Source organism: Leifsonia sp. Root1293, assembly GCF_001425325.1.
Lineage (GTDB): Bacteria > Actinomycetota > Actinomycetes > Actinomycetales > Microbacteriaceae > Orlajensenia.
The window spans coordinates 1,027,557-1,053,313 of sequence record NZ_LMEH01000001.1; the positions used below are offsets into that span (position 1 = coordinate 1,027,557).

The following is a 25,757-nucleotide window of genomic DNA, read 5'->3' on the forward strand; positions in this document are numbered from 1 at the left end:
CGTCGCCTAGGCTCGGGTCGATGAACGACGTGCTGCTGTGGATCCTCGAGACTGTGCAGTCCGTGGATCCCGTGCTGCGCACCCTCATCGCCGGAGTCGGCATCCTGCTGGAGACGTCGTTGCTCATCGGGCTCGTCGTCCCCGGCGATTCGATCGTGCTCGTGGCGAGCACAGCCGTCGACGGCACCGTCGAGTACTTCGCCCTCATCGCCACCGTCGTCGTCGGTGCCCTGGCCGGGGAGAGCATCGGCTTCTATCTCGGGCGCTGGTTCGGGCCCCGCATCCGTCGCAGCAGGCTCGGTGCCAGGATCGGCGAGAAGAACTGGGTGCGGGCCGAGCGCTACATCGAGAGGCGAGGCGGCATCGCCGTCTTCATCTCGCGATTCCTTCCCGTGCTGCACTCGCTGGTTCCGGTGACGGTGGGCATGAGCACGATGCGGTACCGGCGCTTCCTGGCGTGGACGGCTCCCGCCAGCATCATCTGGGCGTTCGCCTACGTCTCTGTCGGGTCGGCTGCGGCCGGCAGCTTCCGCGAGACCAGTGAGAAGCTGCACTACGCCGGCTACATCTTCGTCGGCATCATCGTGGTGTTCCTCGTTCTCGTGCTCGTGACCAAGAAGGTCCTGACGCGCCTCGAAAGGCGCCATCTGTCGGTGGACGATGCCGACACGGACTCGGGCTCCGGCACCGGAACCGGCACCAGTTCGTCCTCCAGGCCGGAGTCGATGGACGCGCCGGGCACCTCAGGGGAATGACGAACGGGCCGGATGCCGTGAGGCATCCGACCCGTCGTGAGCACCGGAGTGCTGGGGGCTAGAGCAGACCGGCCTGGTCGAGCCAGTCCTTGGCGGCGGTGCTGGCCGAGGCCTTCTCCTCGCCCTCGACCCGATCGCGCAGGTCGATGAGGTCGTCGGTCGTCAGCTTCGCCGAGACGGCGTCGAGCGCCTTCTCCAGCTTGTCGGAAGCGATCTTCGAGCTCAGCAGCGGAATGACGTTCTGCGCCGAGATCAGGTTCTCGGGGTCGTCGAGAACGACGAGGTCCTTCGACTTGATGTCGGGTGACGTCGTGTAGATGTCTGCCACTTGCACCGTGTTGTCCGTGAGGGCCTTGACGGTGTCGGGTCCGCCGAAGTCCTCGATCGGCACGAAGGTCACGTCGTTCACGCCGTAGACCGACTTGAGGCCCGGGATGCCGTAGCCGAGCTCGCCGAACTGCGGGTTGGCTCCGAGGCTGAACGGCTGCACCTTGGAGAGATCGCCGATGGCCTTCAGTCCGTTCTTGTCGGCGAAGTCCTTCGTGACGACGTAGGCGTCCTTGTCCTCGGCAGCGGCCGACTTGTAGACGACGAGGTCATCCTTCGCCACCGCGTCACCGAGAGCGCCGTCGACGTCTTCGGTCGTGCGCTCGGTGTACTCGGTGTCGTAGTACGCCAGCAGGTTGCCGTTGTACTCGGGGATGAGGTTGATCGAGCCGTCCTGCAGAGCCGGAATGGTCTGCTGGCGCGGGCCGATGTTGAACTTGGTGCTCACGTCGAAGCCCTGGGCCTCGAGCGCCTGGGCGTAGATCTCGCCGAGGATCTCGCTCTCGGGGAACGCGAAGGAGCCGACGACGATGGCGTCGCCGCTGTCTCCTCCCGAACCGGTCTCTGGAGCGGTGGGATCTCCTGATGCGCACCCTGCCAGAGCCACGACAGCTCCGACCGCGACAACGCCGATGGCGATCCGGCCTTTCGTGAAAATACTCATGATTCCCTTTCCTGGAGTGGTGTTCCCACCGTCGCGGACGGGCCTGGTGCCCGCCGACGAAGACTCTGTCGTTCAGTCTGGCGCGTGCTTCCGACACCCGGCGTGGCCGTGAGTCGTTGGATGACGGCGAAGACGCCGTCGATCATCAGGGCCAGCGCCGTGATGAGGATGGCACCGCCGAGGATGCGGTCGTAGTCATTGAGTCCGATGCCGCTGGCGATGATGCGACCGAGGCCCCCGAGGCCCGCGTAGGAGGCGATGACCACGGTCGCGATGACTTGCAGGACGCCCGCGCGCAGGCCACCGATGATGAGCGGCAGCGAAAGCGGGATCTCCACCTTGGTGAGGATCTGCATCTCGGTCATCCCACTCGCCCTCGCGGAATCGATGGTCTGACGGTCGACCGACTCGAGCCCGGAATAGGCGCCGGCGAGGATCGACGGGATGGCCAGCAGCACGAGCGCGATCATTGTGCCGACGAAGTTGGCGGTCGTGCTCACCAGGGAGTACCCGAGCACCATCGTGAGGAAGAACAGCACACCCAGCGTGGGGAGGGCGCGCATCGCGCCGGTGAAGGAGATGACGAACTGCCGACCCTTGCCCGTGTGGCCGATATAGAAGCCGAGCGGGAGCGCTATCGCCGCGGCGATGAGCACCGAGACGAAGGTGTAGAGCAGGTGCTCCGCGAGACGGTCCTGGATGGGCAGCGGCGATTGCGCGCCCGCCACCCAGTGGGTCGGGTCGAAGATCCAGAGGATGGCGCCGAAGATGAGGTTCATCAGAGCCCCTGTCCCGTGTTGCCGGACGGCACCGGCGCCATCGACACGAGGATCGCCTCGGAAGCTCGCTGCTTGCCCGACTTCTTCTCGACACGGCTCCACGGCAGCAGGATGCGCCCGAGGAGCACGAGGATCACGTCGAACACCAGCGCGATGAGGAGGCTGGCGATGATGCCGGTTCCGACCTCCTCGAGGATGCCGCGCTGCTTCCCGTTCGTGAACAGGTAGCCGAGGTTCTCACTGCCGATCAGCACGCCGACCGACACGAGGGCGATGGTGCTCACCGAGACCACTCGCATGCCGGCGAGGAGGACAGGTCCGGCGAGCGGGAACTCGACCCTCCAGAACTGCTGCCACCGCGAATATCCCATCGCGAGGGAGGCCTGCTTGACGTCGGGCGACACCGAGGCGAAGGAGTCGGACGCCGCGCGCACCATGATCGCGACTGCGTAGATGCTCAGGGCGACGATCAGGTTGATGTCGCTCAGCACCCGAGTGCCGAGGATGGCGGGAAGGATGACGAAGAGCGGCAGCGACGGGATCGTGTACAGCAGGCTCGTCGAGGTGATGATGACGCCGCGCGCCGCGCGCCCGGTGATCGCCAGGCGCCCGAGCGGCACCGCGATGACGAACCCGACGATGATCGGGATGATGCTCAGCCGGATGTGGTTGAGCGTCAACTCGAGGACAAGTTCCCAGTTCGAGAGGAACCAGTTCACGACACTCTCACGTCCACGGATGCGTCGTCGGCCGATGGGGTGTCTCCGGCGATCAGACCGGCCGGGCGACCTGTGTCGTCGACCACGAGGATCTGCCCGCTCGACGGATCGCGGGGCTCCAGGTGCAGTCGGCGCTGCCCGCGGTCGGCTCCGATGAAGGATGCGACGAAGTCGTCGGCCGGATGCGCGAGGATCTCGGCGGGCGTCCCGACCTGGGCGACGATGCCGCCGGTCTTGAACACGACCACCTGGTCGCCGAGGGTGAATGCCTCGTCGATGTCGTGGGTGACGAAGACCACGGTCTTGTCGAGGTCGCGTTGGAGGCGCTTGAGCTCGTTCTGCAGCTCGACGCGCACGATGGGGTCCACCGCGCCGAACGGCTCGTCCATGAGCAGGATGTTGGGTTGGGCGGCGAGGGCCCGGGCGACGCCCACACGCTGCTGCTGACCGCCGGACAGCTGACGCGGATACTTGTCGGCCAGCGAGCGGTCGAGTCCGACGGTGTCGAGGAGTTCCAGCGCACGCTTCCGCGCCTCGGGCTTCGACGTTCCGCGCAGGAGCGGCACGGTGGCCACGTTGTCGACGATGCGGCGGTGCGGCAGCAGCCCGCCGTTCTGCATGACGTAGCCGATGCTGCGCCGGAGTTGGACCGGGTCGCTGCCGGAGACATCCGTGTCGTCGATGAGGACCTGACCGGCCGTGGGATCGACCATGCGGTTGATCATGCGGAGCAGCGTGGTCTTGCCCGAGCCGGACGAGCCGACGAACACCGTGATGCGGCGGGACGGGATCAGCAGCGAGAAGTCATCGACTGCCAGAGTGCCGTCGGGAAACCGCTTCGACACCGAGCGGAACTCGATCATGGGACGAACTCATTTCCTCGATGCAGCCGAATGGAGCAGTGTCAGTGATCTACACAAACACCATTCGACGCGCGAGGCAAAAGGGATTGCCGATTGAGGCGAATCTGTGACTAGCCCCTTGACAAATCAGTTCTCGACTGGTCCGAACAGTCCGGTCAGGTAGCCATGGAGCACACGGCGGGCCTCGGCGATGTACCGCTCGTCGCCTGACGGGTCGAACGCGAAGGCGCGGGAGAGGATGGCGTCCATCATCTCGATGGCCACCTCGAGGTGGAAGGGGAGGTCGTCTCCCCCATCGAGACCGAAGACCTCGGTCAGCACGTCGGAGTACAGCTTCGAGAACGGCATCTCGATGTCGTCGGGGCCGGCTGCTGCCGGGATCCGCTCGCGATCGACGAAGTGGATGATGCGGAAGCCGGGCTCCGCGCGGTACAGATCGACGAACGAGGTGATGCCCAGGTCGACGGCGTCCCACCAGGTCGAGGGGGCCTCTGTCTCCATGAGGGAGACGATCCGGCTGCGGAAACGGGCGATGGCCCGCTCACGGAGAGCCTGGAGAACGGCGATCCGGTCGGGGAAATACCTGTAGACCGTTCCGATCGATGCGCCGGACCGCTCGGCGATCATGGCGGTCGTGAGGCGGTCGAAGCCGATCTCGTCGACGATGGTCGCTGCCGCGTCGAGAAGCGCGTTCAGGCGGTCGGCTCCGCGCTGCTGGATGGGTTCGGTGCGCACGAGTGCGACTGGGAACTCAGCCCCGATGATGCTGCCTACCGGCACTGGTCCTCCTAGGAAATTGCAGCCTTTATTCTAAGCATCCGGATCCGCGCTTCCTGAACGCGCTCTCAGGCGCCCGGCGCGTGAGAAACTGAACCATATGGTCACTACAGCGGATGCCGAGCCCGAGCGCTCCGTCGATCACCCGACCACCCATCTCTTCGCCCGTTTCGAGGACATGGTGCACACCCGGCGCGAGGCCTGGGCCCGCCGCCACGGCAGAATTCCCCTGGTCATCCCCTTCTCCGGATACGGCTCGACGGAGTGGACGCGCGTGCTGTGCAGGGTCATGCTGCAGAAGCCCGAGCCGGTCCCATCGGATCCGCCGACCCGCTCGGACCGGAAGCGCGCCAAGCGTCGGGAACGCCTGCGCGGCTGGCGCAGCTTCGTCAGTGTCCCCCTGAATGGGGCCATGGTCTCGATCACGATCGACGGAACGACGACCGAGGTGCGCGCCGACCGCGGCGGAGTCGTCGATGCCGTCATCCCGATCTCGCTCGAGGCCGGGTGGCATGTCGCAACACTCGAGACCCCCGGCGGCGTCGCCGTCGAGGCGCCGACGCAGATCATCGACCCATCGGTGGAGTTCGGAATCGTCTCCGACGTCGACGACACCGTGATGGTCACAGCGCTGCCGCGTCCCTTCGTCGCGGCATGGAACACCTTCGTGCTCGACGAGCACGCCCGCATCCCGACTCCGGGAATGGCCGTCCTGATGGAGCGACTGGTGTCAGCGAATCCCGGCTGTCCCGTCATCTACCTCTCGACCGGCGCCTGGAACGTCGCGCCGACGCTGACGCGCTTCCTCTCGCGCAACATCTATCCGGCCGGCGCCCTGCTGCTGACCGACTGGGGTCCGACGCACGACCGCTGGTTCCGCAGCGGCCAGGAGCACAAGCGCGACAACCTGCGGCGCCTCGCCGAGGAGTTCCCGAACATCAAGTGGCTGCTGATCGGCGACGACGGACAGCACGACGAGGACATCTATCGCCGGTTCGCAGCCGAACGACCCGGGCACGTCTCCGCCGTCGCCATCAGGCAGCTCTCGACGGGTGAGGCCGTCCTGGCCGGCGGCCGGTCGAAGCCCGAGAAGGACATCGCCCCCGACGTGCCCTGGGTGTACGCCCCGGACGGTTCGGGCATCGTCGACCAGCTCGACGAGCTCGGGATCGTCTAGCCCCTCCCGTCAGCGCTGCAGGTAGGCCAGTACCGCGAGCACCCGCCGGTGGTCGGACCCCGAGCCCTCGAGCCCGAGCTTCTGGAAGATGGCCGTGACGTTCTTCTCGACCGCGCCGGTTCCGATGAACAGGCGCTCGGCGATGCCCTGATTCGTGCGTCCCTCGGCCATCAACTCGAGCACCTCGCGTTCGCGAGGGGTGAGCGAACCGAGCGGATCGACGCGTCGACCGATGAGCTCCCGCACCACCTGGGGATCGAGCACGGTGCCGCCGACGCTGACTCTGGAGACCGCATCCTTCAGTTCCTCGAGAGACGCGACCCTGTCCTTCAGCAGGTAGCCGACTCCGCCTTCACCCGACGCCAGCAGCTCCTGCGCGTATGCGCCCTCGACGTACTGGCTGAGCAGCAGGATGCCGATGCCGGGCAGAGTGCGCCTGATCTGGACAGCCGCTCTCACCCCTTCGTCGCGGAAGGTGGGCGGCATACGCACGTCGAGCACGACGAGGTCCGGCCGCACCTCTGCGACCTCTGAGAGCAGCGATTCGGCGTTACCGAAGGCGCCGACGGTGTCGAACCCGGCTTCATCGAAGAGCCGCACCAGCCCCTCGCGCAACAGCACCGAGTCTTCGGCGAGCATGATGCGGAGGGGACCGGATGCGGCAGGAGGCTGAGGCGTCGTCACCGTCTCAGGATAGGGCGGCGCCCTCGACCGGGAGCGGAATGTGTGCGCCCACTGTGGTCGGGCCACCCTCCGGGCTGTCGATGACGAGCAGTCCGCGGAGTCCCGTCAGGCGCTCCTCGAGCCCGCTCAGACCGTGACCTGCAACGGGCGCCGCTCCCCCGACGCCGTCATCCATGACCCAGATGTCGAGCCAGCCTGCGGCCGCAGGGGCCGCGGCGACTCCGGCGCCCACCGCCGCAGCGGCATCCGTCTGCGCAGCGTTCCTGGTGGAGATCACGAGACGGATGCTCGTCGCCCCGGCGTGCTTCACGGCGTTGGTGACGAGTTCAGCGGCCACGAAGTAGGCGCTCCGCTCGATCTCACCGGGTAGGCGCAACTCGGCGTCGAGCGAGGATTCGAGCGTGACCGGAATCGGGCTCCGGGTCGCGAGCGAGTCGAGCGCGCTGACGAGGCCGCGGTCCTGCAGGATCGGGGGCGCGAAGCCCCTCGACAGCGCGCGGAGTTCCTCGAGGGTGTCGTGAGCCTGCAGGCGGGCCTCGGCGAGGAGAGCCTTCGCGGCTTCGGGGTCGGTGTCGAGGCGTCGCTCGGCCGCGGCCAGGTCCATCTGCAGTCTGACCAGCCTCTGCTGCGGACCGTCGTGGATGTCTCGTTCCAGTCGACGCAGCGACCTGTCCTCCGCGGCGACGGCGGCGCCCCGGGAAGCGCTCAGATCCGCGACCTCGCGGCGCAGTTCTTCGGAGCGCCAGCCGCCGAGGAGACCTCGGGCGACGCCTTGGTGCATGAGCGTCAGCGAGCGGGTGACGAAGGGCAGGGTGATCAGGAAGAGGACCCCGACGATGAACTCGAACACCATCTCACCGGTCATGCTGTCGAACTGCCAGGTGTTGCCGGGGAACATCCAGTCGAGCACGACGTCGTGAACCCAGAACTCGCGATCACCCATCGGGATGTACCGTGCCCAGATCCAGAACGATATCCCGCCCAGGCCGATCGAGACCCAGACGACGGTGACGGTCCAGCTGACCACGCTGATGATGGGCGAGATGATCATGGTGTGCAGGAGGTAGAGCCAGTAGTGGCCGTCGGCGACGGGGCCGAAGACGAAGCTTCCCCAGAACCCGGCGCCATCGGTGCGCGGCCGCCAGAGCGGCTGTCTGATGGCCGGGCGGCCAGACCATCGCAGACGCACGAGCTCGAGAACCCCGAAGCCGCGGCTGACGTAGAGGCTCGCGATCACGATGAAGATGCCGAAGACCAGCACGAGGGAGCCGATGCCGGTCCAGAACAGCGACGCGACGATCGAGAGGCCGATGATGGCGATCGGCATGGTGAGGAGCAGGAACCCGAGCTCCTGGGGTACACGGCGCCAGAGAGACCCGTAGGCCGACCAGCGCGATGGGCTCGTCGAGCGCGCGGACGGCGTTGTGGTGGCGACTGCTGTCGCTGCGGTGTCAGTGCTCATGGTGTGCGTTCTCTCCTGGTGTCATTGTGACGTGCTGGCCGGGCTTCACGACCACGAACTGGCCCATCATCCCGAGGTCTTCGTGCCACAGCAGATGGCAGTGGTACATGTACGGATGCTCAGCCGACGCGTAGTCCTCGAATGCCATGACGAGCTGGAACGGTTGGTGAGGGGGGAGGTAGATGGTGTCCTTCCAGCCACCGAGCTCGGGTGGCGGCGGCGATCCGTCGATGGCGGCGATCTGGAACTGCACGTCGTGGATGTGGAAGTTGTGCGGCCGGTCCATGTCGTTCACGACGTTCCAGACCTCGGTGTCACCGAGGGTGACGACCTGGTCGATGCGGTCCATGGCCATCGACTCGCCGTTGATGGCGAAGCCGTCGAGCTCGAGCTCTCGGGTCGTTGCGGCATCCGCCGGGTCGAGTCTGTCGATGCTCGTGAGTTCAGGCGGAACGGATGCCACGGAGTCCAGGGCCGCCGCGGCGCGCAGTTCGAGCACGTCGAAGCTGTCCGCACCGCCGTTCTGCGCTCCGCCGTCGCCGTCGATGCCGAGGTCGGGTGTCACCGACCGCAGCACCGTCGTCTCGCCGGGGGCCACGCGCACCACGATCTCGGCGCGCTCCCCCGGTGACAGACGCAGGTGGTCCAACGGAGCCGGCCGTTCGAGCAGCCCGCCATCGGTCGCCACGAGATCGAATCGTCGGTCGTCGCTGAAGCCGAAGGAGTAGGTGCGGGCGGTGGATGCATTGAGCACCCGCAGGCGCACGAGATCCGTCGAAACATCGAGGTACGGTCCCGCGGTCCCGTTCACCAGGAGCTCGTTCCCGAGGGCCCCGACGAAGCCCTTGGTGGTGCCCTTGAGTTCTCCCGTGCTGTTGAACTGGGCGTCCTGGACGATGAGCGGCACGTCATCCACCCCGTACTCACTCGGCAGGGGCAGCGCTTCCTCCACCGCATCCTCGACGTAGAACAGCCCTGCGAGCCCGTGCCGAACGTGCTCCTCGGTCTCGCCGTGCGGATGCGGGTGATACCAGAGAGTCGCCGCCGGCTGATCGATCGTCCAGTTCGGCGCCCAGTCACCACCCGGCTCGATGACCTGGTGGGGGCCGCCGTCCATCGCCGCCGGCAGGTGCATGCCGTGCCAGTGCACGCTCGTGGGTTCGCTCAACCCGTTCTCGATGTCGACCCGCACCTTCTCGCCGCGCTCGGCGACGAGGGTCGGCCCGAGGTACGAGCCCGAGAAGCCCCAGGTCGGTGTCGTGACCCCGGGGTGGAACTCGGTGCTGCCTGTCTGGGCGGTGAGCTCGAACACGCGCGTGCCGTCGGGATCGACGGTCGACGGTGCGAGCGGCGGGATGGCGAGACGATTCGTGAAGTCGACGGTGCCGACGGTGTCGACCCGGCCGCCGTCGAGCATGCCGGGGATCAACGAGCAGCCGGCGAGCACGCCGACGGTGGCGAGGAGCACCGCTGCGGACGCGGCGATCACCGCGCGCGGCCGTCGGAGGCCGGAGCGGGATCGACCTCGCGATCGCGGCTGGGGTTGCAGGTTCGGAGTGGAGCTCTCTGACATGCCTCCAGCCTCGCGAGCGTGGCGACCCGAGCCCATCCGGCCGGCATCCGGAGTCGAGGTGGGGTTATCCCCCTCCTGCGTTCACAGGATGACGCCGTCGATGACCTCTCCCAGCGGCACATCCTCGCTCTGGTCCTGCAAACGTCGGGCACGTTCGGTCGGCGACCGGATGCCGCCGGCAGTAGAGCTCAGAGGGCGCGGTGGGTGAAGCGACCGGCGAGGATGGTGGCTGCCACCGGGAAGGCACGGAGGGCTTCGACGGATGCTGTCGTCGGATCGGCGTCGACGATCACGAGGTCTGCGGGCTGTCCGACTTCGACCCTGTTGCGGGTGGACGCTGCGACAGCCTCCTCCACGGTGATCGACTGCTCGGGGTGCCACGGCTCCCGTCCGTCGCGGGTGCGGCCCACGGCGGCGGCGATGGTCACCCAAGGGTCGAGCGGCGCGACCGGAGCGTCGGAGCCGAGCGCGAGGGTGGCACCCGAGTCGAGCAGGCTGCGGAGCATGAAGGCGCGCTCGGTGCGACCGGCCCAGTACCGCTCGGCCACGTCGCGATCGTCCATGGCGTGCTCGGGCTGCACGCTGGCCGTCACCCCGAGGGGTGCGAAGCGTGCGACATCCGATTCCGTCAGCAACTGGGCGTGCTCGATCGATCCGTGGACGCCGACGGCCTCCATGGCGTCGAGCGCGAGGGCGTTGGCGTGGTCTCCGATGGCGTGGACGGCCGGGCGCAGTCCGGCATCGCGAGCCGTCGCGAGCAGGGGAACGAGCTCGTCGGGTGACACCGTGAGCAGACCGAGGGCCTCGGCGCCGTGGAGACCCGGGTACGGATCGAAGCAGAACGCGGTACGGGTGTTGAGGGAGCCGTCGGTGATGATCTTGAACGGACCGACCTCGAGCAGGCCATCGCCACCGGGCACGAGGTCGCCCGTGCGCAGCCCTGCCGCCACGGCATCGTCGAGGTGCTGGCGGTAGACACCGAACTCCACGCGCAGGTCGGTGAGGCCGCCGGCGATGCGCCGGAGCCAGACGTCGCGGTTCCACGTCATCTCGAGGTCGACGATGCCCACGACTCCGCGCGTTGCGGCAGCGGACGCGGCTTCGCGCGCCCACGCGTCGAGGACCTCCTCCGGCACGTCGTCGAGGGCACGCACGACGGCGAAGGCGTCGTCCTCGCGGAGAAGCCCTGTCGGGTGGCCGCCGAATCCGTGCAGCGCAAGGGCGGAGGAATCGAGCCAGGCACTGTGCAGGTCACCGCTGACCAGCACCACGGGCACGGATGCCGCCACGGCATCGAGCAGCGCGGCAGTCGGCGCTTCCGGCCACAGGCCGTCGCGGAAGCCGAACCCGATGACCTCGCTCGCCCCCTCGGCGATGCGCTCCCCGACGAGCGCCACCACCTCGGCGGCAGAGGTCGCGGCCGACAGGTCGAGTCTTCGGGAGGTCAGGGCCCACTGCGTGAAGTGCACGTGGTTGTCCCACAGGCCGGGCAGGACGACGCGGCCGTCGAGGTCGACGTGCTCGACGTGCTCGACGTGCTCGACCTGCCCGACGGCATCCGGCGACCCAGCAGCATGTGCGCGTGCCGAGCCTCCGGCCACGATCGCCGCGATCGCGCCGTGGTCGATCACGATGTCGACAGCGGCGTCGGATCCCAGGATGCGGCCCCCGGCGAGCACGAGCGTCATACGGTCTCTCCACGGGCACGGCGCATCTCGCGTGCCAGCTCTCGGTTCGTGTACACCGACCCGTTCTCGAGCTCGTCGATGATGCGGTCGACCGTGGCCGGCGGGCGGTTCTGGCTCATCTTGTCCTTCGCGACGAAACTGTCGACCTTCATGCGGAATCCGACGGTGCCGACCACGATGCGCTCAGCGTAGGCGGCGTTCTCGAGCGTCCGGTTCATCCGGAACGGTTCCGGCATCCGATCCTCGAAGTGATCGACGAGCCGTTCGAGCACCTGGAGGTTCTCGGCGTCGGACAGGATCTCGGGAGTTCCGTGGAGGTGGGCCACGACGAAGTTCCAGGTCGGAACGGCCGGTCCCCCGTCGTACCAGCCCGGCGAGATGTAGCCGTGGGGGCCCTGCACGACGATGAGAACCTCGTGGCGGCCGAGTTCGTGCAGCTGTTCGTCCGGCCGCCCGACGTGGCTCTCGACGACGATACCGTCGAGGTCCTCGCGGAGAACGATCGGGTAGTGCGACGCGACCAGCTCGCCCGCATCCGTTCGAGAGACGATGGTTGCCCAGGGATTCTCGCGGATGAGGCGCTTCACGACCTCGTCGCTCGCGAGCAGGAAGCTCGGGTTCGCTCTCATGCTGTTCTTCTTCCATCGACGGTCGGGTTCGCCCGGGTGAGGGCGTGGCCGACGCTCACGACCGGCCGCCGCTCACGCCTGGCACCGCGGGCACCAGTAGAGCTTGCGGGCGCCCATCTCCTCGAGCACGATGTTCGTTCCGCAGACCCTGCACGGCAGGCCTTCGCGCTTGTAGACCCAGTGCCTGTCGGCGCGGTTGGCCATGGCGTTGCGGTACGAGACCCCGTCGAGCCCGTCCATGGTCATCATCTGACCGGTCTCGACGCCGATGCGGAGCAGGTGAACCCAGTCACGCCAGAGCCCCCGCACGGTCTCCTCCGGCACGAGCCTGCCCGGTGTGTGGGGGTTCAGCCTCGCGCGGAAGAGCATCTCAGCCCGGTAGACGTTGCCGATTCCACTCACCACGGACTGGTCCATGAGGAGGAGACCGATGGGCGTCGGCTTCTTCAGCACCGTCGTCGTGAACCGCTCCTCGGACTCGACCTCGTCGTCGTTGAGCGGATCCGGCCCGAGCCTGCCGATGACCTCGGCCACCCGGGCTGAGTCGATCACCTCGCATGCCGTCGGTCCCCGCAGGTCGGCGCAGACGCTGTCCGTCAGCAGGCGTGCCCGCACCTGGCCCACGGGCTCCGGCGGGAAGGTGCCGGTGAGTTCGCCCGGCTTCTCCGACTCCGACATGCGCACCCGGCTTCGTCGCGGGGCGCCGATCGAATGCAGCGAGTTCTCGCCGGCGGAGTCGAGGATCGTGCCGCGCTGGTTCGTCTGTCCCATGCGGCCGTTGGCGGATGCGATGGTGGCGTCGAGCTGGATCTCCCCCGAGAAGTCCCAGGCGCCGTACATTCCGAGGTGCACGCGCAGCCAGAGACCGTTGTCGAACTCGAGGAACATCTGCTTGCCCACAGCACGTGCGTCGACCAGAGTGCGACCGCTGATGAGGGCGGCATCAGCCGCGAACCGGCCCTGCGGGCTCGAGACCGTGACCGGCCTGCCGAGGTAGTTGCGGGCGAACTGCCGGGTGATGCGATGGACGGAGTGGCCCTCGGGCATTGGCGCTACGCCAGGTCGGCGGTGTCGACGTCGGCGTGGGCATCGGCCAGGGCGTCGTTCTGAGCGGCAACGTACTTGCCGGCGATCACGCCGGTCGCCTCGAACTCGGCCAACTGCGCGATGCGACGCGCGTGGCGTTCCTCGCCCGAGAACGGCTCGGCGATGAAGGCGTCGATGAAGCTCGTCGCCTCCTCGACGGTGTGCTGACGAGCACCGATCGAGATGACATTGGCGTCGTTGTGCTGACGTGCGAGCTGAGCGGTGCTGAGGTTCCAGACGAGGGCGGCACGGATGCCGGCGACCTTGTTCGCGGCGATCTGCTCGCCGTTCCCCGATCCGCCGAACACGACGCCGAGGGTCTGGACGCCGGCGCGCTGGTCACGCGCGACGGCGATGGCGGCGTTGATGCAGAACGAGGGGTAGTCGTCGAGCGCGTCGTAGCTGGTCGGTCCGTGGTCGACGACCTCGTGCCCGGCGGCGGAGAGGTGGTCGGCGAGGTGCTTGCTGAAGTCCAGACCGGCGTGATCGGTGGCGATGTGGATGCGCATGGGATCCAGTGTATTGACGACGGAAGCGCATGACGCCGCACTCCGCTCGCCGGAGGCGTCGACGCTGTCGCCGTCGATGCACTCCCCCACCTTCGACGAGCAGGGGGCGCGCGCAGCATTCTCTCGGACGCCCCGCGATAGAATCCACGGATGCCCTCCGCCCCCTCGTTCCCTGATTCCGCGCCGAAGATCGACCCGGCCGAACTCGAGACGACCCTCCGCGTGCTCGCCGCGCTGAGCGACCTCGATGAGAACGATCCCGACTTCGACACGGTGCGCCGAGCGACAGCCAAGATGTTCAAATCGGTGAAGGTGACCCGCCGGGCGGAGAAGCGCCGGGTCATCGCCGACGCCGACAGGCAGGTCATCGCGGCCACGGCGACAGGCGCCCCCACCCGCATCGATGACGAGACCCGCGGAGCCGACCTCGTGAGCGGAACCGATGCCCGCTCCGCAGGCGAGCTGCAGGTGGCGCGTCCCTGCTACATCTGCAAGGAGCGCTACACCCTGGTCGACTCGTTCTACCACCAGCTCTGCCCGAGCTGTGCTGCCATGAGCCACGCCAAGCGCGACGCCCGCACCGACCTCACCGGAAAGCGTGCGCTGCTCACCGGTGGTCGGGCGAAGATCGGCATGTACATCGCGCTGCGCCTTCTGCGTGACGGGGCGCACACCACGATCACCACCCGCTTCCCCCGAGACGCCGCACGCCGCTTCGCCGCCATGCCGGATTCAGCCGAATGGTTGCACCGCGTGCGCATCGTGGGCATCGACCTCCGTGACCCGGCGCAGGTCATCGCGCTCGCGGACGACGTGGCAGCTCAGGGCCCGCTCGACATCCTGATCAACAATGCCGCCCAGACCGTGCGTCGCTCCCCCGGGGCGTACTCCCCGCTGGTCGACGCCGAGGCATCGCCGCTTCCCGACGGACCGCTGCCCGAGATCGTGAGCTTCGGCCACACGAACGACGCGCATCCGCTCGCCCTCGCCGACTCGGTCGCGAGCCACCCGATCCTCTCCTCCGGCATCTTCTCGGGAACCATGACGGCCGACGATCTCACGGCTCTCGCCCTCGCTCCGGGCTCCAGCTCGCTGGCGAAGCTCGCCGATCGCACGGCCATCGATGCCGGCGGCCTGGTTCCCGACCTGCACCACACCAACAGCTGGGTGGCGAACGTCGAAGACGTCGACCCGCTCGAGATGCTCGAGGTGCAGCTGTGCAACACCACGGCCCCGTTCATCCTGGTGAGCCGCCTGCGGCCATCGCTGGCGGCCAGCGATGCCAGGCGCACCTACATCGTCAATGTCTCGGCGATGGAGGGCGTGTTCGGTCGCGGCTACAAGGGGCCGGGGCATCCGCACACCAACATGGCCAAGGCCGCCCTCAACATGCTCACCCGCACCAGCGCCAAGGAGATGCTCTCAGACGGCATCCTCATGACCAGCGTCGACACCGGGTGGATCACCGATGAGCGTCCGCACCCCACCAAGGTCCGGCTCGCCGAGGAGGGCTTCCACGCTCCCCTCGACCTGGTCGACGGCGCTGCCCGCGTCTACGACCCCATCGTGCGCGGCGAGGCCGGCGAGGACATCACCGGCGTCTTCCTCAAGGACTACAAGCGCTCCGACTGGTGAACCGGCGGCGGAGAGGCTGAGCGGTCACGGTATCCACTGCTGCCGGTGACCGCATCGGCGGTGCTGGTGATTAGGCTGGATACTCGGACACGATCCGATTCCCCACTCCCTTCACACGCCGCAGGAGGCACCGTTGCCCGGAGAGAACCTCACCCGTATCGAAGCCGAGGAGCGCGCCGGCATCGTCGCCGTCGAGAGCTACGACGTCACCCTCGACCTGACCACGGGCGATGAGACGTTCCGCAGCGAGACCACGGTGCGCTTCAGCGCGACGGAGGGCGCCTCGACCTTCATCGACGCCATCACCCGCACCGTGCACTCCGTCACCCTCAACGGAACCGCCCTGGACCCCGCGGTCGTCAGCGACGGTGTGCGCATCCAGCTCGACGGCCTCGCAGCCGAGAACGAGCTCACCGTCGTCGCCGACGCCGTCTACACGAACACCGGCGAGGGCCTGCACCGCTTCGTCGACCCCGTCGACGGGGAGGTGTACCTCTACAGCCAGTTCGAGGTTCCGGACTCGCGTCGCATGTTCGCAGTGTTCGAGCAGCCCGACCTCAAGGCGACCTTCCGTTTCACCGTGACCGCGCCGGCGCACTGGGAGGTCGTGTCGAACTCTCCGACGCCTGAGCCCACGGATGCCTCCGGCGACGCCTCGGTCGACGCCAGGACGTGGGCGTTCGAGCCGACTCACCGCATCTCGAGCTACATCACCGCACTCATCGCCGGCCCGTACTCCGTCGTCCGCAGCGAACTCACGAGCCGCGACGGCCGCACCATTCCGCTCGGCATCTTCAGCCGCAAGAGCCTGGCCGAGTTCCTCGACGCCGACTACATCTTCGAGAAGACCCGCCAGGGATTCGCGTACTTCGAGGAGAAGTTCGACTACGCCTACCCGTTCACGAAGTACGACCAGCTCTTCGTGCCCGAGTTCAACGCCGGCGCCATGGAGAACGCAGGCGCCGTGACCTTCACCGAGGTCTACGTGTTCAGATCGAAGGTGACGGATGCGATCAAGGAGCGTCGCGTCGTCACGATCCTCCACGAGCTCGCCCACATGTGGTTCGGCGACCTGGTGACCATGAAGTGGTGGAACGACCTGTGGCTCAACGAGTCGTTCGCCGAGTGGGCATCGACCATCGCGACGGCCGAGGCCACCGAGTGGCACGAGGCCTGGACCACCTTCAACTCGATGGAGAAGAGCTGGGCCTACCGCCAGGACCAGCTGCCGTCGACCCACCCGATCGTGGCGACCATCAACGACCTCGAGGACGTGCTGGTCAACTTCGACGGCATCACCTACGCCAAGGGCGGATCGGTGCTGAAGCAGCTCGTGGCCTGGGTGGGCATCGACGCGTTCTTCTCGGGCGTCGCCGCCTACTTCAAGAAGCACCAGTGGGGGAACACCACCCTCGCCGACCTGCTCGCCGAGCTCGAGACCGCGAGCGGCCGCGACCTGTCCGGCTGGGCGAAGCTCTGGCTGGAGACCGCCGGCGTCAACACGCTGCGCGCCGCCATCGACACGGATGACGCCGGCACCATCACGGCGTTCGCCATCGAGCAGACCGCCATAGAGGCGTACCCGACCATCCGCCCGCACAGGCTCGCCATCGGCTTCTACTCACTGCAGGACGAGAAGCTGGTGCGCACGCACCGGGTCGAACTCGACGTCGACGGCGCCAGCACCGAGGTCGCCGAGCTCGTCGGCCTCGCCCGGCCCGACCTCGTGCTGCTCAACGACGACGACCTCGCCTACGCGAAGATCCGTCTCGACGACGCCTCGCTCGCTGTCGCGCTCGAGCACCTGCACGCCTTCGAGAACCCGCTCGCACGCTCGCTGGTCTGGGCATCGGTCTGGGACGCCACCCGGGATGCCGAAGTGTCGGCGAGCGACTTCGTGCGCCTCGTGCTGGGCAACATCGCCTCGGAGACCGAGTCGACGACCCTGCGGATCGTGCTCGGGCAGGCGGTGCTGGCGGCATCCGCGTACACCGATCCGAGTCACCGTCCCGAAACGATCACTGCCCTCGCCGACACCTTCTGGTCGCTCGCGCAGCAGGCTGAGGCCGGCAGTGACGCGCAGTTCCAGTTCGTGAAGTTCTTCGCCTCGATCGCGGAGTCGTCATCGCACATCGGCGACCTCGAGTCGCTGTTCACCGGTGAGTCCACTCTCGACGGGCTCGACATCGACACCGACCTCGGCTGGGAGCTGCTCATCGCCCTCGTCGCCGCCGGTCGAGCGGGGTCGGCCGACATCGACGCCCGCCTCGCCGAGGACAACACGGCGACGGGCGCCCAGTCGGCCGCTCACGCCCGGGCCGCCATCCCGACGTCGGAGGCGAAGCAGGCGGCCTGGGACTCCCTGGTCGAGGTCGACACGGCTCCGAACACCATCGTGCGCACCACGGGCCTCGGATTCCAGCGGGCCGAGGACACGAGCCTGCTCGCTCCCTTCGTTCCGCAGTACTTCGACATGCTGGGCCGCATCTGGGACCGCCGCAGCTATGCCATCGCTGAACGACTCGTCGACGGCCTCTACCCGGCCGGGCTGGCGAACCAGGAGCTCGTCGATGCCACTCGTGCGTGGCTCGACGCCAACCCGGACATCCCGGCGCTGCGCCGACTGGTGATCGAGAACCTCGCCGGAGTGGAGCGCGCTCTGGCCGCCCAGGCCCGAGACGCCATCACCGACTGATCACGGCGCTCGGCTCAGGCCGATCCGACGCACGACCACTTCACCACCACCGACGGAAGGCACGCCCTTGCCCGCTGCGAACCTGACCCGCACTGAAGCCGAGGAGCGAGCCTCCGTCGTGCGGGTGCACGACTACGCGGTCGCACTCGACCTGACCCGTGGCCCGGAGGTGTTCGGCAGCGAGACGCACGTGCGCTTCGACGCCACCCCGGGGGCCTCGACCTTCATCGAGGCCTCCACCCGGGTGATCCACGCCATCGAGCTCAACGGTGTCTCGCTGCCCGTCGAGCTGGGCGACGGCACCCGCATCCGGCTGGACGACCTGCAGGCGGAGAACGTGCTGCGAGTGGTGTCGGATGCCGCGTACACCAACACCGGCGAGGGACTGCACAGATTCGTCGATCCCGTCGATGACGCGGTGTACCTGTACACGGAGTTCGCGGTCGCCGAGGCGAATCGGGTGTTCGCGGTCTTCGACCAGCCGGACCTCAAGGCCACCTTCCAGTTCACGATCACGGCCCCCGATGTCTGGCAGGTGCTGAGCAACGCGCCGACGCCGCTGCCCGACGCCGGGGTCGCCGACGGCACAGCCGTGTGGGAATTCCCGGCCGGTCCTGTCATCTCGAGTTACATCGCGGCGATCATCGCCGGCCCCTACGCCGTGTGGCGCGATGTCGCAGAGCTCCCCGACGGCCGCAGAATCCCGCTCGGCCTGTTCACCCGTGCTTCCCTTGCGCGATATGCGGACCCTGAGGTCATGTTCCAGACCGTGCGCGCAGGACTCGACTACTACGAGCGCAGCTACGGCGTCGATTTCCCCTACGACAAGTACGACCAGATCTTCGTGCCCGAGTACAACTGGGGTGCGATGGAGAACGTCGGCGCCGTCACCTTCAACGAGTCGTACCTGTTCCGCTCGAAGGTCTCGGAGCATCGGAGGCAGCAGCGCACCGTCGTGATCCTGCACGAGCTCTCCCACATGTGGTTCGGCAACCTCGTCACGATGAAGTGGTGGAACGACCTCTGGCTGAACGAGTCCTTCGCCACCTGGACGAGTACGATCGCGGCGGCATCCGTCACCGAGTTCACCGACGCCTGGGCGACATTCACCTCGGTCGACAAGACGCGCGCGGCCATGCAGGATCAGCTGCCGTCCACCCACCCGATCGTCGCCACGATAAACGACCTGGAGGACGTCGAGGTCAACTTCGACGGCATCACCTATGACAAGGGCGCCTCGGTCCTGAAGCAGCTGGTGGCCTGGGTGGGGCTGGATGCGTTCTATGCCGGAATCGGCATGTACCTGCGCACCCACGGCGGCGGCAATGCGACCCTGCGCGACCTGCTCGATGAACTCGAGGTCTCGAGCGGCAGGGAACTGACCAACTGGTCGCGCCTGTGGCTCGAGACAGCCGGCGTCAACACGCTTCGTGCCGAATTCGAGACGGATGCCGACGGCCGGTTCACGGCGTTCTCCGTCGTGCAGACCGCGGCGGACGACCACCCGACGCTGCGCCCGCACCGACTCGCCATCGGCATCTACGACCTGGACACCGAGGGGGTGCTCGCCCGGACCCATCGCGTCGAGATCGACATCGACGGTGCCAGCACCGACGTTCCCGAGCTCGTCGGCGTTCACCGCGGGGCGCTGGTGCTGGTGAACGACGACGATCTCACCTACGCCAAGATCCGTCTCGACGATGACTCGCTGCTCACGGCGGTCGACCACCTCTGCGACCTCCAGGATCCGGTGGCCCGCGCACTCATCTGGGGTGCCGTCTGGGACACGACGCGCGACGGCGAAACGCCGGCGGGCGACTTCGTGCGCCTCGTGCTGGGGAACATCTCGCACGAGACCCAGTCCGCGGCCCGCGGCACGGCCCTCACCAGGCTCGAGCTCGCCCTCGAGCGCTACGTCGAACCGGCGGCGGCCGAGCAGGTGGCCGCCGACTGCGGCGACGCCCTCTGGGCGCTCACCGTGCTCGCCGAGGCGGAGTCGGATGCGCAGCTGCAGTTCGTCACGAGCTTCATCCGCATCGCCTCGACGGCTCCGCACCTCGACATCCTCGCCAGCCTGCTCGACGGCTCCGTGGCACTCGAGGGACTCACGATCGACACCGACCTGCGCTGGGAGCTCGTGATCGCCCTGGCAGCGGGCGGAGCGGCCACGGATGCCGACATCGATCACGCGCTCGCCTCGGACGACACGGCCAAAGGCCGACAGTTCGCGGCGACATCCCGCGCCGCCCGCCCCGATCTCGATGGCAAGCACGCAGCCTGGACGCAGGTCGCCACAGACCCCACCCTGTCCAACGACATGGCGCGTGCCATCGCCACCGGATGGGGGCGTTCCCGGCCGGCATCGCTTCTCGAGGACAGCATCGAGCCGTACTTCGAGATGCTGCAGAGCCTGTGGGCTGAGCGCAGCTACACGATGGCCGAGCTCATCGTCGTGCGCCTCTTCCCCTCTGCGCTAATCACGCCCGAACTCGCGACCGCCGCACGCGCCTGGCTGGCCGAGAACGACGGGCCACCGGCTCTCGTTCGCCGCATCCGTGAACTGGCATCCGAGCTCGACCGTGCACTCGTCGCACAGCGGGCCGACGCCGCAGCGCGTTCAGAGGACGCCCAGATCAGCGCGTCGGACGCTCGTTAGACTGGCGCACCTATGAGTTGGTGGACAGAGTTCTGGGATACGTTCAGCGCAGCATTCTGGGCGGAATTCACGGCGAAGACGATCGCCGTCGTCGCCATCGTCATCGGGGCGCTGCTGCTGCGGTGGATCCTGCACTTCGTCATCGAGAAGGTGGTGCACCGCATCGTCACCGGTGCCAAGAAGGGGCAGGCGAGCGACGACACGCAGGCGATAGCAGCGGCATCGCCTCTCGCCGCCGTGCGCATCGTGCAGCGCACCCGCACTCTCGGCTCCGTGCTCAGCAACGTCGTCAACGTGACGATCTTCATCGTGGCCGTGCTCATGATCGTGAGCACGATCAGCCCGAGCATCCTCGGTTCGTTCGCCCTGCTCTCCGCTGCGATCGGCGCCGGTCTCGGCTTCGGTGCGCAGAACATCGTGAAGGATGCCCTCAACGGCATCTTCATGGTCATGGAGGACCAGTTGGGCGTCGGCGACGTCGTCGACACGGGGCCGGCGACGGGGATCGTCGAGGCCGTCGGCATCCGGATCACGCAGATCAGGGACGTCAACGGCACGCTCTGGTTCGTTCGGAACGGTGAGATCCTGCGCGTCGGCAACATGTCGCAGGGCTGGGCCCGCGTGATCATCGACCTCGCCGTGCCCTACGAGGCCGACGTCGAGGCGGTCGAGAAGGCGATGCTCGAGACGGCGCTGGAATTCGCCGCGACGCCGAAGTGGCGCAGCCGCGTGCTCGAGAAGCCCGAGCTGTGGGGCATGGAATCGATCTCCGCCGAAGCCGTCGTCATCAGGATCGTCGTCAAGGTGCGCACCTCGGCCAAGGACGACGTGTCCCGCGAACTGCGCATGCGCTTGAAGAAGGCCCTCGACGCCATGGGCGTCAAGCTCCCGTCGCTGAACAGCATCGTGCTGACCGGATTCGACGGTGCTGCCAGTGTGAAGGGCGCGAAGCCTCCGCGCACCAAGCCCCTCGAGACCATTCCGGCGAACAAGAACACCGCACCCCGGCTGCCCCGCAGGGTGCGCGCTCCGAAGAAGCCTCCGGAGTCCCCGCCGACCCCGCCGACCGTGAATCCCGAGGGCTGATCCGCCATGACCGACGCCACCCGACCGGGCGATCGCGCCACCCCCTCCGTTGCGCCCGCTGCCGAGCCATCGGCCGCACCAGTCGGCGTCCCCGCTTCAGTGCACCTCCGCGACGGCGAGAACGGCCCCGGAGTCGTGCCGACCTTCTACGAGCAGATCGGCGGCCGACCCACCTTTCAGAAGCTGGTGCACGAGTTCTATCTCGGCATCGCCGCCGACCCTGTTCTGAAGCCCATGTACCCGGAGGAGGACCTCGGCCCGGCCGAGGAACGCCTCACGCTCTTCCTCGAGCAGTACTGGGGAGGACCCGGCACCTACAGCGCCCAGCGCGGGCATCCGCGGCTGCGCCTCCGCCACCAGCCGTTCAAGGTGAACCCCGATGCCCGCGACCGATGGCTCCTCCACATGCGACACGCCGTGGACACTCTGGCGTTGTCGCCGCTCGACGACGCCACTCTGTGGGACTATCTCGAACGCGCGGCCTTCGCGATGGTCAACACCTTCGACGACTGAGGTCGAACGACCGACACGGCACCCCCCCCCCCACCGCACCGGCACCACCCAGCAGCACCACCCACCTGCACCACCTGTGACGAAGGAGCCACATGTCTGAATCCGCCGACGCCATCGTGGTCGGAGCCGGCCTCGCCGGTCTGACCGCAGCCGCCGAACTGGTGCTCGCAGGCAAGAAGGTGATCCTCGTGGAGCAGGAACCCGCTGCATCATTCGGAGGCCAGGCGTGGTGGTCGTTCGGCGGTCTCTTCCTCATCGACTCCCCCGAACAGCGGCGCATGGGGGTCAAGGACTCTCGCGACCTCGCTGCCCAGGACTGGTTCGGCTCGGCTGGCTTCGATCGCGACGAGGACGAGTGGGGCAGGCGGTGGGCAGAGGCCTACCTCGATTTCGCGGCCGGCGAGAAGCGAGCCTGGCTGCACAGCATGGGCGTGCGCTGGTTCCCGGTCGTCGGCTGGGCGGAGCGCGGCGGCTATGGCGCGGTGGGTCCAGGCAACTCGGTCCCCCGCTTCCACATCACCTGGGGCACCGGACCCGGCGTCGTGGCGCCGTTCGCCGATCGCGTGAAGGCGGGTGAAGCAGCTGGACTCGTCCGCATCCGGCACCGTCATCGTGTCGACGGCCTCATCGTCGACGACGGCGCGGTCGTCGGAGTGCACGGGGCGATCCTGGCTCCGGATGCCGCAGACCGGGGGGAGCCCAGCAATCGCGACGTCGTGGGCGAGTTCAGGTTCGAGGCCCCTGCCGTCATCGTCGCATCGGGCGGTATCGGCGGCAATCACGACCTGGTGCGGGCGCAGTGGCCGAAGCGCCTGGGCGAGCCGCCGGCGACGATGCTCTCGGGCGTCCCCGCGCATGTCGACGGGCGCATGCTGGGCATCACGGAGCAGGCCGGTGCACGCCTCGTGAACGGCGATCGCATGTGGCACTACACCGAGGGCATCACGAACTACGCTCCGATCTGGGACAAGCACGGCATCCGCATCCTGCCGGGACCGTCGTCGCTCTGGTTCGATGCCGAGGGCAAGCGTCTCCCGGGGCCGCTGTTCCCGGGCTTCGACACCCTCGGAACGCTGGAGCACATCGTCGCCACCGGACACGACTACAGCTGGTTCGTGCTCACCCAGAAGATCATCGAGAAGGAGTTCGCCCTGTCGGGCAGCGAGCAGAACCCCGACCTCACCGGGAAGGACCTCAGGCTTCTCGCGCAGCGCGTGAAGGCGGGGGCCCCGGGCCCGGTCGAGGCGTTCAAGGAGAAGGGCGTCGACTTCGTGGTGGCCGACACCCTGCCCGAGCTCCTGGTGGGCATGAGGAAGCTGTCGCCGGACGTCGAACTCGACGTCGCCGGCATCGAGCGCGAGATCACCGCCCGAGACCGGGAGCTCGACAACGAGTTCTCCAAGGACGCGCAGGTCAACGCCCTGCGGAGCGCCCGCAAGTACCGGGGCGACAAGCTCATCAGGGTGGCCAGTCCGCACCGCATCCTCGACCCGGCTGCCGGTCCGCTCATCGCCGTGAAGCTGCACATCCTCACGCGCAAGAGCCTGGGCGGCATCCAGACGAACCTCGACGGTCAGGCTCTCGGAGCTGACGGCTCACCGATCAGGGGCCTCTACGCCGCTGGCGAGGCCAGCGGGTTCGGCGGTGGCGGGGTGCACGGCTACCGCGCCCTCGAGGGCACGTTCCTCGGCGGATGCCTGTTCACCGGCCGGCAGGCCGGGCGGGCGGTCGCGCGGCTCTAGGCGGCCACGTTCGCTGAGGGCCCAGCGCAGCGACCGTCCGAAGCGCAGCGTGAGCGCTTCGACCGCGGCCTGCGCCCGGGCCTCAGCGACCGGCCATGATCGCTCAGCCCTTGAGCGACCAGGCCTTGCGACGGATCAGCACGTGACCCCTGGTCGACGTCAGGCGTGTCCAGGGTCCGGTCTCGAAGACGTTCACGGGGTCGTCGGCGTGCAGGAAGCCCAGGCTGAGGGCCGCGAACGCCGCCCCGGCCGGAACGTGCTCGAGGCCATCGATGGGGCGACCCCACACCTCGGCGCGGGCACGGGTCACGAGCTGTTCGCCCGTGCCCGTCGGCACGGCGTCGGCGATCTCGGCGATGCCGGCGTGGGCGGCGAGTTCGAGGTGCACGGCATCCGTCGAACCCTGAGGGTGCCACCCGCCGCGCGGGGGCGAGATACCGGCCCACGTGACGCTGCCGACCTCGTGCGGCACGCCGATCTCGGCCGGGCCGTCGCCACCTGCGCCCTCGACGCGGGCGAGCCGGTCGAGCAGCGATCGGCTCGGAACGACGGCGTCGAAGGAGCCGGAGTCGGCCAGCGCGAAGGTGCGCAGTCCGAGCACGGTCGGCGTCTCGTCGAGGAGGCCGCGGGGGTAGAGGATCGCCGTGTAGACGGCGAGCACGCCCGAGCCCGCGATCAGGCGCACGGAACCGTCCTCCACGCGAGAGGCTCGGGACAGGTAGGTGGTGAGGTCGCCGACGCTCGGGCGATCGGCGAGAAGGAATGACTGGCTCATCTGCCCTCTAAACTACCGGAGGGATGGGCCCCGCCTCGCATCGGTGCGCCCCCACTCCGCGCGACACGAACACGAGGTTGACATGACGAACCCCATCGACGGCCTGCTCGACGTGCTCGATCTGGTCGACACCGGGGCGCGCACCGAAGAGGACATCTTCACCGGCCCGAGCCAGTGGATGCCCCACGGTCGAGTCTTCGGCGGGCAGGTGCTCGCGCAGTCCGTCGTCGCCGCCGGCCGCACGGTCCCCGACGACCGCGCTGTGCACTCGATGCACGGCTACTTCCTGCGTCCCGGCGACGTGAACCTGCCGATCACCTTCTCGGTCGACCGCATCCACGACGGCCGGTCCTTCGCCACCAGGCGCACGCAGGCCTACCAGAACGGCGTGCCGATCCTGTCGATGATCGCGTCGTTCCAGGATCCCGATGCCGGGGTCGACCACCAGATCGAGATGCCGAGCGACATCCCCGATGCAGAATCGCTACCCACGACCGCCGACCTCATCGGGCACATCGACCACGACGTGGCGCGTTACTGGTCAACGGAGCGCGCGTTCGACGTCCGCCACGTCGAGTCGCCGATCTTCCTCTCCGTCGAGGGCGAGCGTGTCGCCCATCAGGCCGTGTGGATGAAGGCGGCCGGAACGCTTCCCGACGACGACAGACTGCACCGGGCCGCTCTCGCCTATGCGACCGACTACTCCATCCTCGAGTCGCCCATGCGGCGGCACGGCGTCCCCTGGGCGATGCGGGGACTCAGAGTGGCGAGCCTCGATCACGCCATGTGGTGGCACCGCCCTGGCCGCGTCGACGAGTGGATGCTGTACGTGCAGGACTCCCCCAGCGCCTCCGGCGGTCGCGGTCTCGCTCGCGGAAGCATCTTCAGCGCCGACGGCGTGCTGCTGGCCAGCGTCGCCCAGGAGGGCATGATCCGCGTTCCCGACGCCCGCTGACGTAGCGG

At 68.0% G+C, this 25,757-nt stretch carries 22 protein-coding genes; 9 read left to right on the plus strand and 13 right to left on the minus strand.

Going from position 1 to position 25,757, the window contains the following annotated elements:
- Nucleotides 1-20: 20 nt before the first annotated feature.
- Entirely contained in the window at nucleotides 21-755 is a 735-nt protein-coding gene (locus tag ASC59_RS04735) for a DedA family protein (protein WP_082513392.1), read from the plus strand.
- A gap of 58 nt (nucleotides 756-813) precedes the next feature.
- Here the strand turns inward: ASC59_RS04735 and ASC59_RS04740 are convergent, their stop codons facing one another.
- From ASC59_RS04740 to ASC59_RS04760, 5 genes are all read right to left on the minus strand, one after another.
- Entirely contained in the window at nucleotides 814-1,746 is a 933-nt protein-coding gene (locus ASC59_RS04740; protein ID WP_055818898.1) for an ABC transporter substrate-binding protein, read from the minus strand.
- Nucleotides 1,743-2,525, minus strand: coding sequence for an ABC transporter permease (locus ASC59_RS04745; protein ID WP_055818901.1), 783 nt, complete (start codon nucleotides 2,523-2,525; stop codon nucleotides 1,743-1,745). The genes ASC59_RS04740 and ASC59_RS04745 overlap by 4 nt, the downstream gene beginning before the upstream one ends.
- Nucleotides 2,525-3,244, minus strand: a complete 720-nt coding sequence (locus ASC59_RS04750) for an ABC transporter permease (protein WP_055818903.1) — start codon at nucleotides 3,242-3,244, stop codon at nucleotides 2,525-2,527. The genes ASC59_RS04745 and ASC59_RS04750 overlap by 1 nt, the downstream gene beginning before the upstream one ends.
- Complete coding sequence (locus ASC59_RS04755; protein ID WP_055818906.1) at nucleotides 3,241-4,107, minus strand: ABC transporter ATP-binding protein; 867 nt, start codon at nucleotides 4,105-4,107, stop codon at nucleotides 3,241-3,243. The genes ASC59_RS04750 and ASC59_RS04755 overlap by 4 nt, the downstream gene beginning before the upstream one ends.
- A 126-nt stretch (nucleotides 4,108-4,233) precedes the next feature.
- The gene (locus tag ASC59_RS04760; RefSeq protein WP_055818909.1) at nucleotides 4,234-4,887 is read right to left on the minus strand and encodes a TetR/AcrR family transcriptional regulator; all 654 of its coding nucleotides are present in this window, start codon (nucleotides 4,885-4,887) and stop codon (nucleotides 4,234-4,236) included.
- Between the two features lie 97 nt (nucleotides 4,888-4,984).
- On the opposite strand from ASC59_RS04760, the gene ASC59_RS04765 reads away from it, so the two are divergent.
- Nucleotides 4,985-6,061, plus strand: coding sequence for a phosphatase domain-containing protein (locus tag ASC59_RS04765; RefSeq protein WP_082513393.1), 1,077 nt, complete (start codon nucleotides 4,985-4,987; stop codon nucleotides 6,059-6,061).
- Between the two features lie 9 nt (nucleotides 6,062-6,070).
- On the opposite strand, the gene ASC59_RS04770 is transcribed toward ASC59_RS04765, so the two are convergent.
- From ASC59_RS04770 to ASC59_RS04800, 7 genes are all read right to left on the minus strand, one after another.
- Nucleotides 6,071-6,700, minus strand: coding sequence for a response regulator transcription factor (locus ASC59_RS04770; RefSeq protein WP_055822836.1), 630 nt, complete (start codon nucleotides 6,698-6,700; stop codon nucleotides 6,071-6,073).
- Nucleotides 6,701-6,749: 49 nt separating this feature from the next.
- On the minus strand, nucleotides 6,750-8,207 hold the full coding sequence (locus tag ASC59_RS04775; protein WP_082513394.1) for a sensor histidine kinase: 1,458 nt from the start codon (nucleotides 8,205-8,207) through the stop codon (nucleotides 6,750-6,752).
- Nucleotides 8,197-9,780, minus strand: a complete 1,584-nt coding sequence (locus ASC59_RS04780; RefSeq protein WP_082513395.1) for a multicopper oxidase family protein — start codon at nucleotides 9,778-9,780, stop codon at nucleotides 8,197-8,199. The genes ASC59_RS04775 and ASC59_RS04780 overlap by 11 nt, the downstream gene beginning before the upstream one ends.
- Nucleotides 9,781-9,968: 188 nt before the next feature.
- Nucleotides 9,969-11,468 carry an amidohydrolase gene (locus ASC59_RS04785; RefSeq protein WP_055818914.1) on the minus strand — a complete coding sequence of 500 codons (1,500 nt, stop codon included), beginning with the start codon at nucleotides 11,466-11,468 and terminating at the stop codon, nucleotides 9,969-9,971.
- Nucleotides 11,465-12,097 carry an FMN-binding negative transcriptional regulator gene (locus tag ASC59_RS04790; RefSeq protein WP_055818916.1) on the minus strand — a complete coding sequence of 211 codons (633 nt, stop codon included), beginning with the start codon at nucleotides 12,095-12,097 and terminating at the stop codon, nucleotides 11,465-11,467. Before ASC59_RS04790 ends, ASC59_RS04785 begins: the two co-directional genes overlap by 4 nt.
- 72 nt (nucleotides 12,098-12,169) lie before the next feature.
- Nucleotides 12,170-13,144: an Fpg/Nei family DNA glycosylase gene (locus tag ASC59_RS04795; protein WP_055818919.1), complete on the minus strand. Its 975-nt coding sequence runs from the start codon at nucleotides 13,142-13,144 to the stop codon at nucleotides 12,170-12,172.
- A 5-nt stretch (nucleotides 13,145-13,149) separates the two neighbouring features.
- Complete coding sequence (locus ASC59_RS04800) at nucleotides 13,150-13,692, minus strand: ribose-5-phosphate isomerase (protein ID WP_055818921.1); 543 nt, start codon at nucleotides 13,690-13,692, stop codon at nucleotides 13,150-13,152.
- A 150-nt stretch (nucleotides 13,693-13,842) separates the two neighbouring features.
- On the opposite strand from ASC59_RS04800, the gene ASC59_RS04805 reads away from it, so the two are divergent.
- The 6 genes from ASC59_RS04805 to ASC59_RS04830 all read left to right on the plus strand — a co-directional run bounded on the left by ASC59_RS04805 (nucleotide 13,843) and on the right by ASC59_RS04830 (nucleotide 24,019).
- Nucleotides 13,843-15,327 (plus strand): SDR family oxidoreductase, encoded by a 1,485-nt coding sequence (locus ASC59_RS04805; protein ID WP_055818924.1) that lies wholly within the window; start codon nucleotides 13,843-13,845, stop codon nucleotides 15,325-15,327.
- 133 nt (nucleotides 15,328-15,460) lie between these two features.
- Nucleotides 15,461-18,022 carry an aminopeptidase N gene (gene pepN / locus ASC59_RS04810; protein WP_055818926.1) on the plus strand — a complete coding sequence of 854 codons (2,562 nt, stop codon included), beginning with the start codon at nucleotides 15,461-15,463 and terminating at the stop codon, nucleotides 18,020-18,022.
- A gap of 67 nt (nucleotides 18,023-18,089) precedes the next feature.
- Nucleotides 18,090-20,678 carry an aminopeptidase N gene (pepN, locus tag ASC59_RS04815; protein WP_055818929.1) on the plus strand — a complete coding sequence of 863 codons (2,589 nt, stop codon included), beginning with the start codon at nucleotides 18,090-18,092 and terminating at the stop codon, nucleotides 20,676-20,678.
- A gap of 12 nt (nucleotides 20,679-20,690) precedes the next feature.
- The gene (locus tag ASC59_RS04820; protein WP_082513396.1) at nucleotides 20,691-21,764 is read left to right on the plus strand and encodes a mechanosensitive ion channel family protein; all 1,074 of its coding nucleotides are present in this window, start codon (nucleotides 20,691-20,693) and stop codon (nucleotides 21,762-21,764) included.
- 6 nt (nucleotides 21,765-21,770) lie between these two features.
- Nucleotides 21,771-22,277 (plus strand): globin, encoded by a 507-nt coding sequence (locus tag ASC59_RS04825; RefSeq protein ID WP_082513397.1) that lies wholly within the window; start codon nucleotides 21,771-21,773, stop codon nucleotides 22,275-22,277.
- Nucleotides 22,278-22,369: 92 nt separating this feature from the next.
- Nucleotides 22,370-24,019, plus strand: coding sequence for an FAD-binding dehydrogenase (locus ASC59_RS04830; RefSeq protein ID WP_055818932.1), 1,650 nt, complete (start codon nucleotides 22,370-22,372; stop codon nucleotides 24,017-24,019).
- A gap of 103 nt (nucleotides 24,020-24,122) precedes the next feature.
- Here the strand turns inward: ASC59_RS04830 and ASC59_RS04835 are convergent, their stop codons facing one another.
- Entirely contained in the window at nucleotides 24,123-24,794 is a 672-nt protein-coding gene (locus ASC59_RS04835; RefSeq protein ID WP_055818935.1) for a hypothetical protein, read from the minus strand.
- A gap of 82 nt (nucleotides 24,795-24,876) precedes the next feature.
- Here ASC59_RS04835 and ASC59_RS04840 point away from each other — a divergent pair, with 82 nt between their 5' ends.
- A complete protein-coding gene (locus ASC59_RS04840; protein WP_055818938.1) occupies nucleotides 24,877-25,749 on the plus strand; it encodes an acyl-CoA thioesterase in 873 nt (290 codons plus the stop codon).
- The last annotated feature ends 8 nt before the right edge of the window (nucleotides 25,750-25,757 follow it).

Coding starts and splice junctions, on each gene's coding strand:
- ASC59_RS04735 (WP_082513392.1), top strand. CDS start 21: ATGAACGACGTGCTGCTGTGGATCCTCGAGACTGTGCAGTCCGTGGAT.
- ASC59_RS04740 (WP_055818898.1), bottom strand. CDS start 1,746: ATGAGTATTTTCACGAAAGGCCGGATCGCCATCGGCGTTGTCGCGGTC.
- ASC59_RS04745 (WP_055818901.1), bottom strand. CDS start 2,525: ATGAACCTCATCTTCGGCGCCATCCTCTGGATCTTCGACCCGACCCAC.
- ASC59_RS04755 (WP_055818906.1), bottom strand. CDS start 4,107: ATGATCGAGTTCCGCTCGGTGTCGAAGCGGTTTCCCGACGGCACTCTG.
- ASC59_RS04765 (WP_082513393.1), top strand. CDS start 4,985: ATGGTCACTACAGCGGATGCCGAGCCCGAGCGCTCCGTCGATCACCCG.
- ASC59_RS04770 (WP_055822836.1), bottom strand. CDS start 6,700: ATGCTCGCCGAAGACTCGGTGCTGTTGCGCGAGGGGCTGGTGCGGCTC.
- ASC59_RS04775 (WP_082513394.1), bottom strand. CDS start 8,207: ATGAGCACTGACACCGCAGCGACAGCAGTCGCCACCACAACGCCGTCC.
- ASC59_RS04780 (WP_082513395.1), bottom strand. CDS start 9,780: ATGTCAGAGAGCTCCACTCCGAACCTGCAACCCCAGCCGCGATCGCGA.
- ASC59_RS04785 (WP_055818914.1), bottom strand. CDS start 11,468: ATGACGCTCGTGCTCGCCGGGGGCCGCATCCTGGGATCCGACGCCGCT.
- ASC59_RS04790 (WP_055818916.1), bottom strand. CDS start 12,097: ATGAGAGCGAACCCGAGCTTCCTGCTCGCGAGCGACGAGGTCGTGAAG.
- ASC59_RS04795 (WP_055818919.1), bottom strand. CDS start 13,144: ATGCCCGAGGGCCACTCCGTCCATCGCATCACCCGGCAGTTCGCCCGC.
- ASC59_RS04800 (WP_055818921.1), bottom strand. CDS start 13,692: ATGCGCATCCACATCGCCACCGATCACGCCGGTCTGGACTTCAGCAAG.
- ASC59_RS04805 (WP_055818924.1), top strand. CDS start 13,843: ATGCCCTCCGCCCCCTCGTTCCCTGATTCCGCGCCGAAGATCGACCCG.
- ASC59_RS04820 (WP_082513396.1), top strand. CDS start 20,691: ATGAGTTGGTGGACAGAGTTCTGGGATACGTTCAGCGCAGCATTCTGG.
- ASC59_RS04825 (WP_082513397.1), top strand. CDS start 21,771: ATGACCGACGCCACCCGACCGGGCGATCGCGCCACCCCCTCCGTTGCG.
- ASC59_RS04830 (WP_055818932.1), top strand. CDS start 22,370: ATGTCTGAATCCGCCGACGCCATCGTGGTCGGAGCCGGCCTCGCCGGT.
- ASC59_RS04835 (WP_055818935.1), bottom strand. CDS start 24,794: ATGAGCCAGTCATTCCTTCTCGCCGATCGCCCGAGCGTCGGCGACCTC.
- ASC59_RS04840 (WP_055818938.1), top strand. CDS start 24,877: ATGACGAACCCCATCGACGGCCTGCTCGACGTGCTCGATCTGGTCGAC.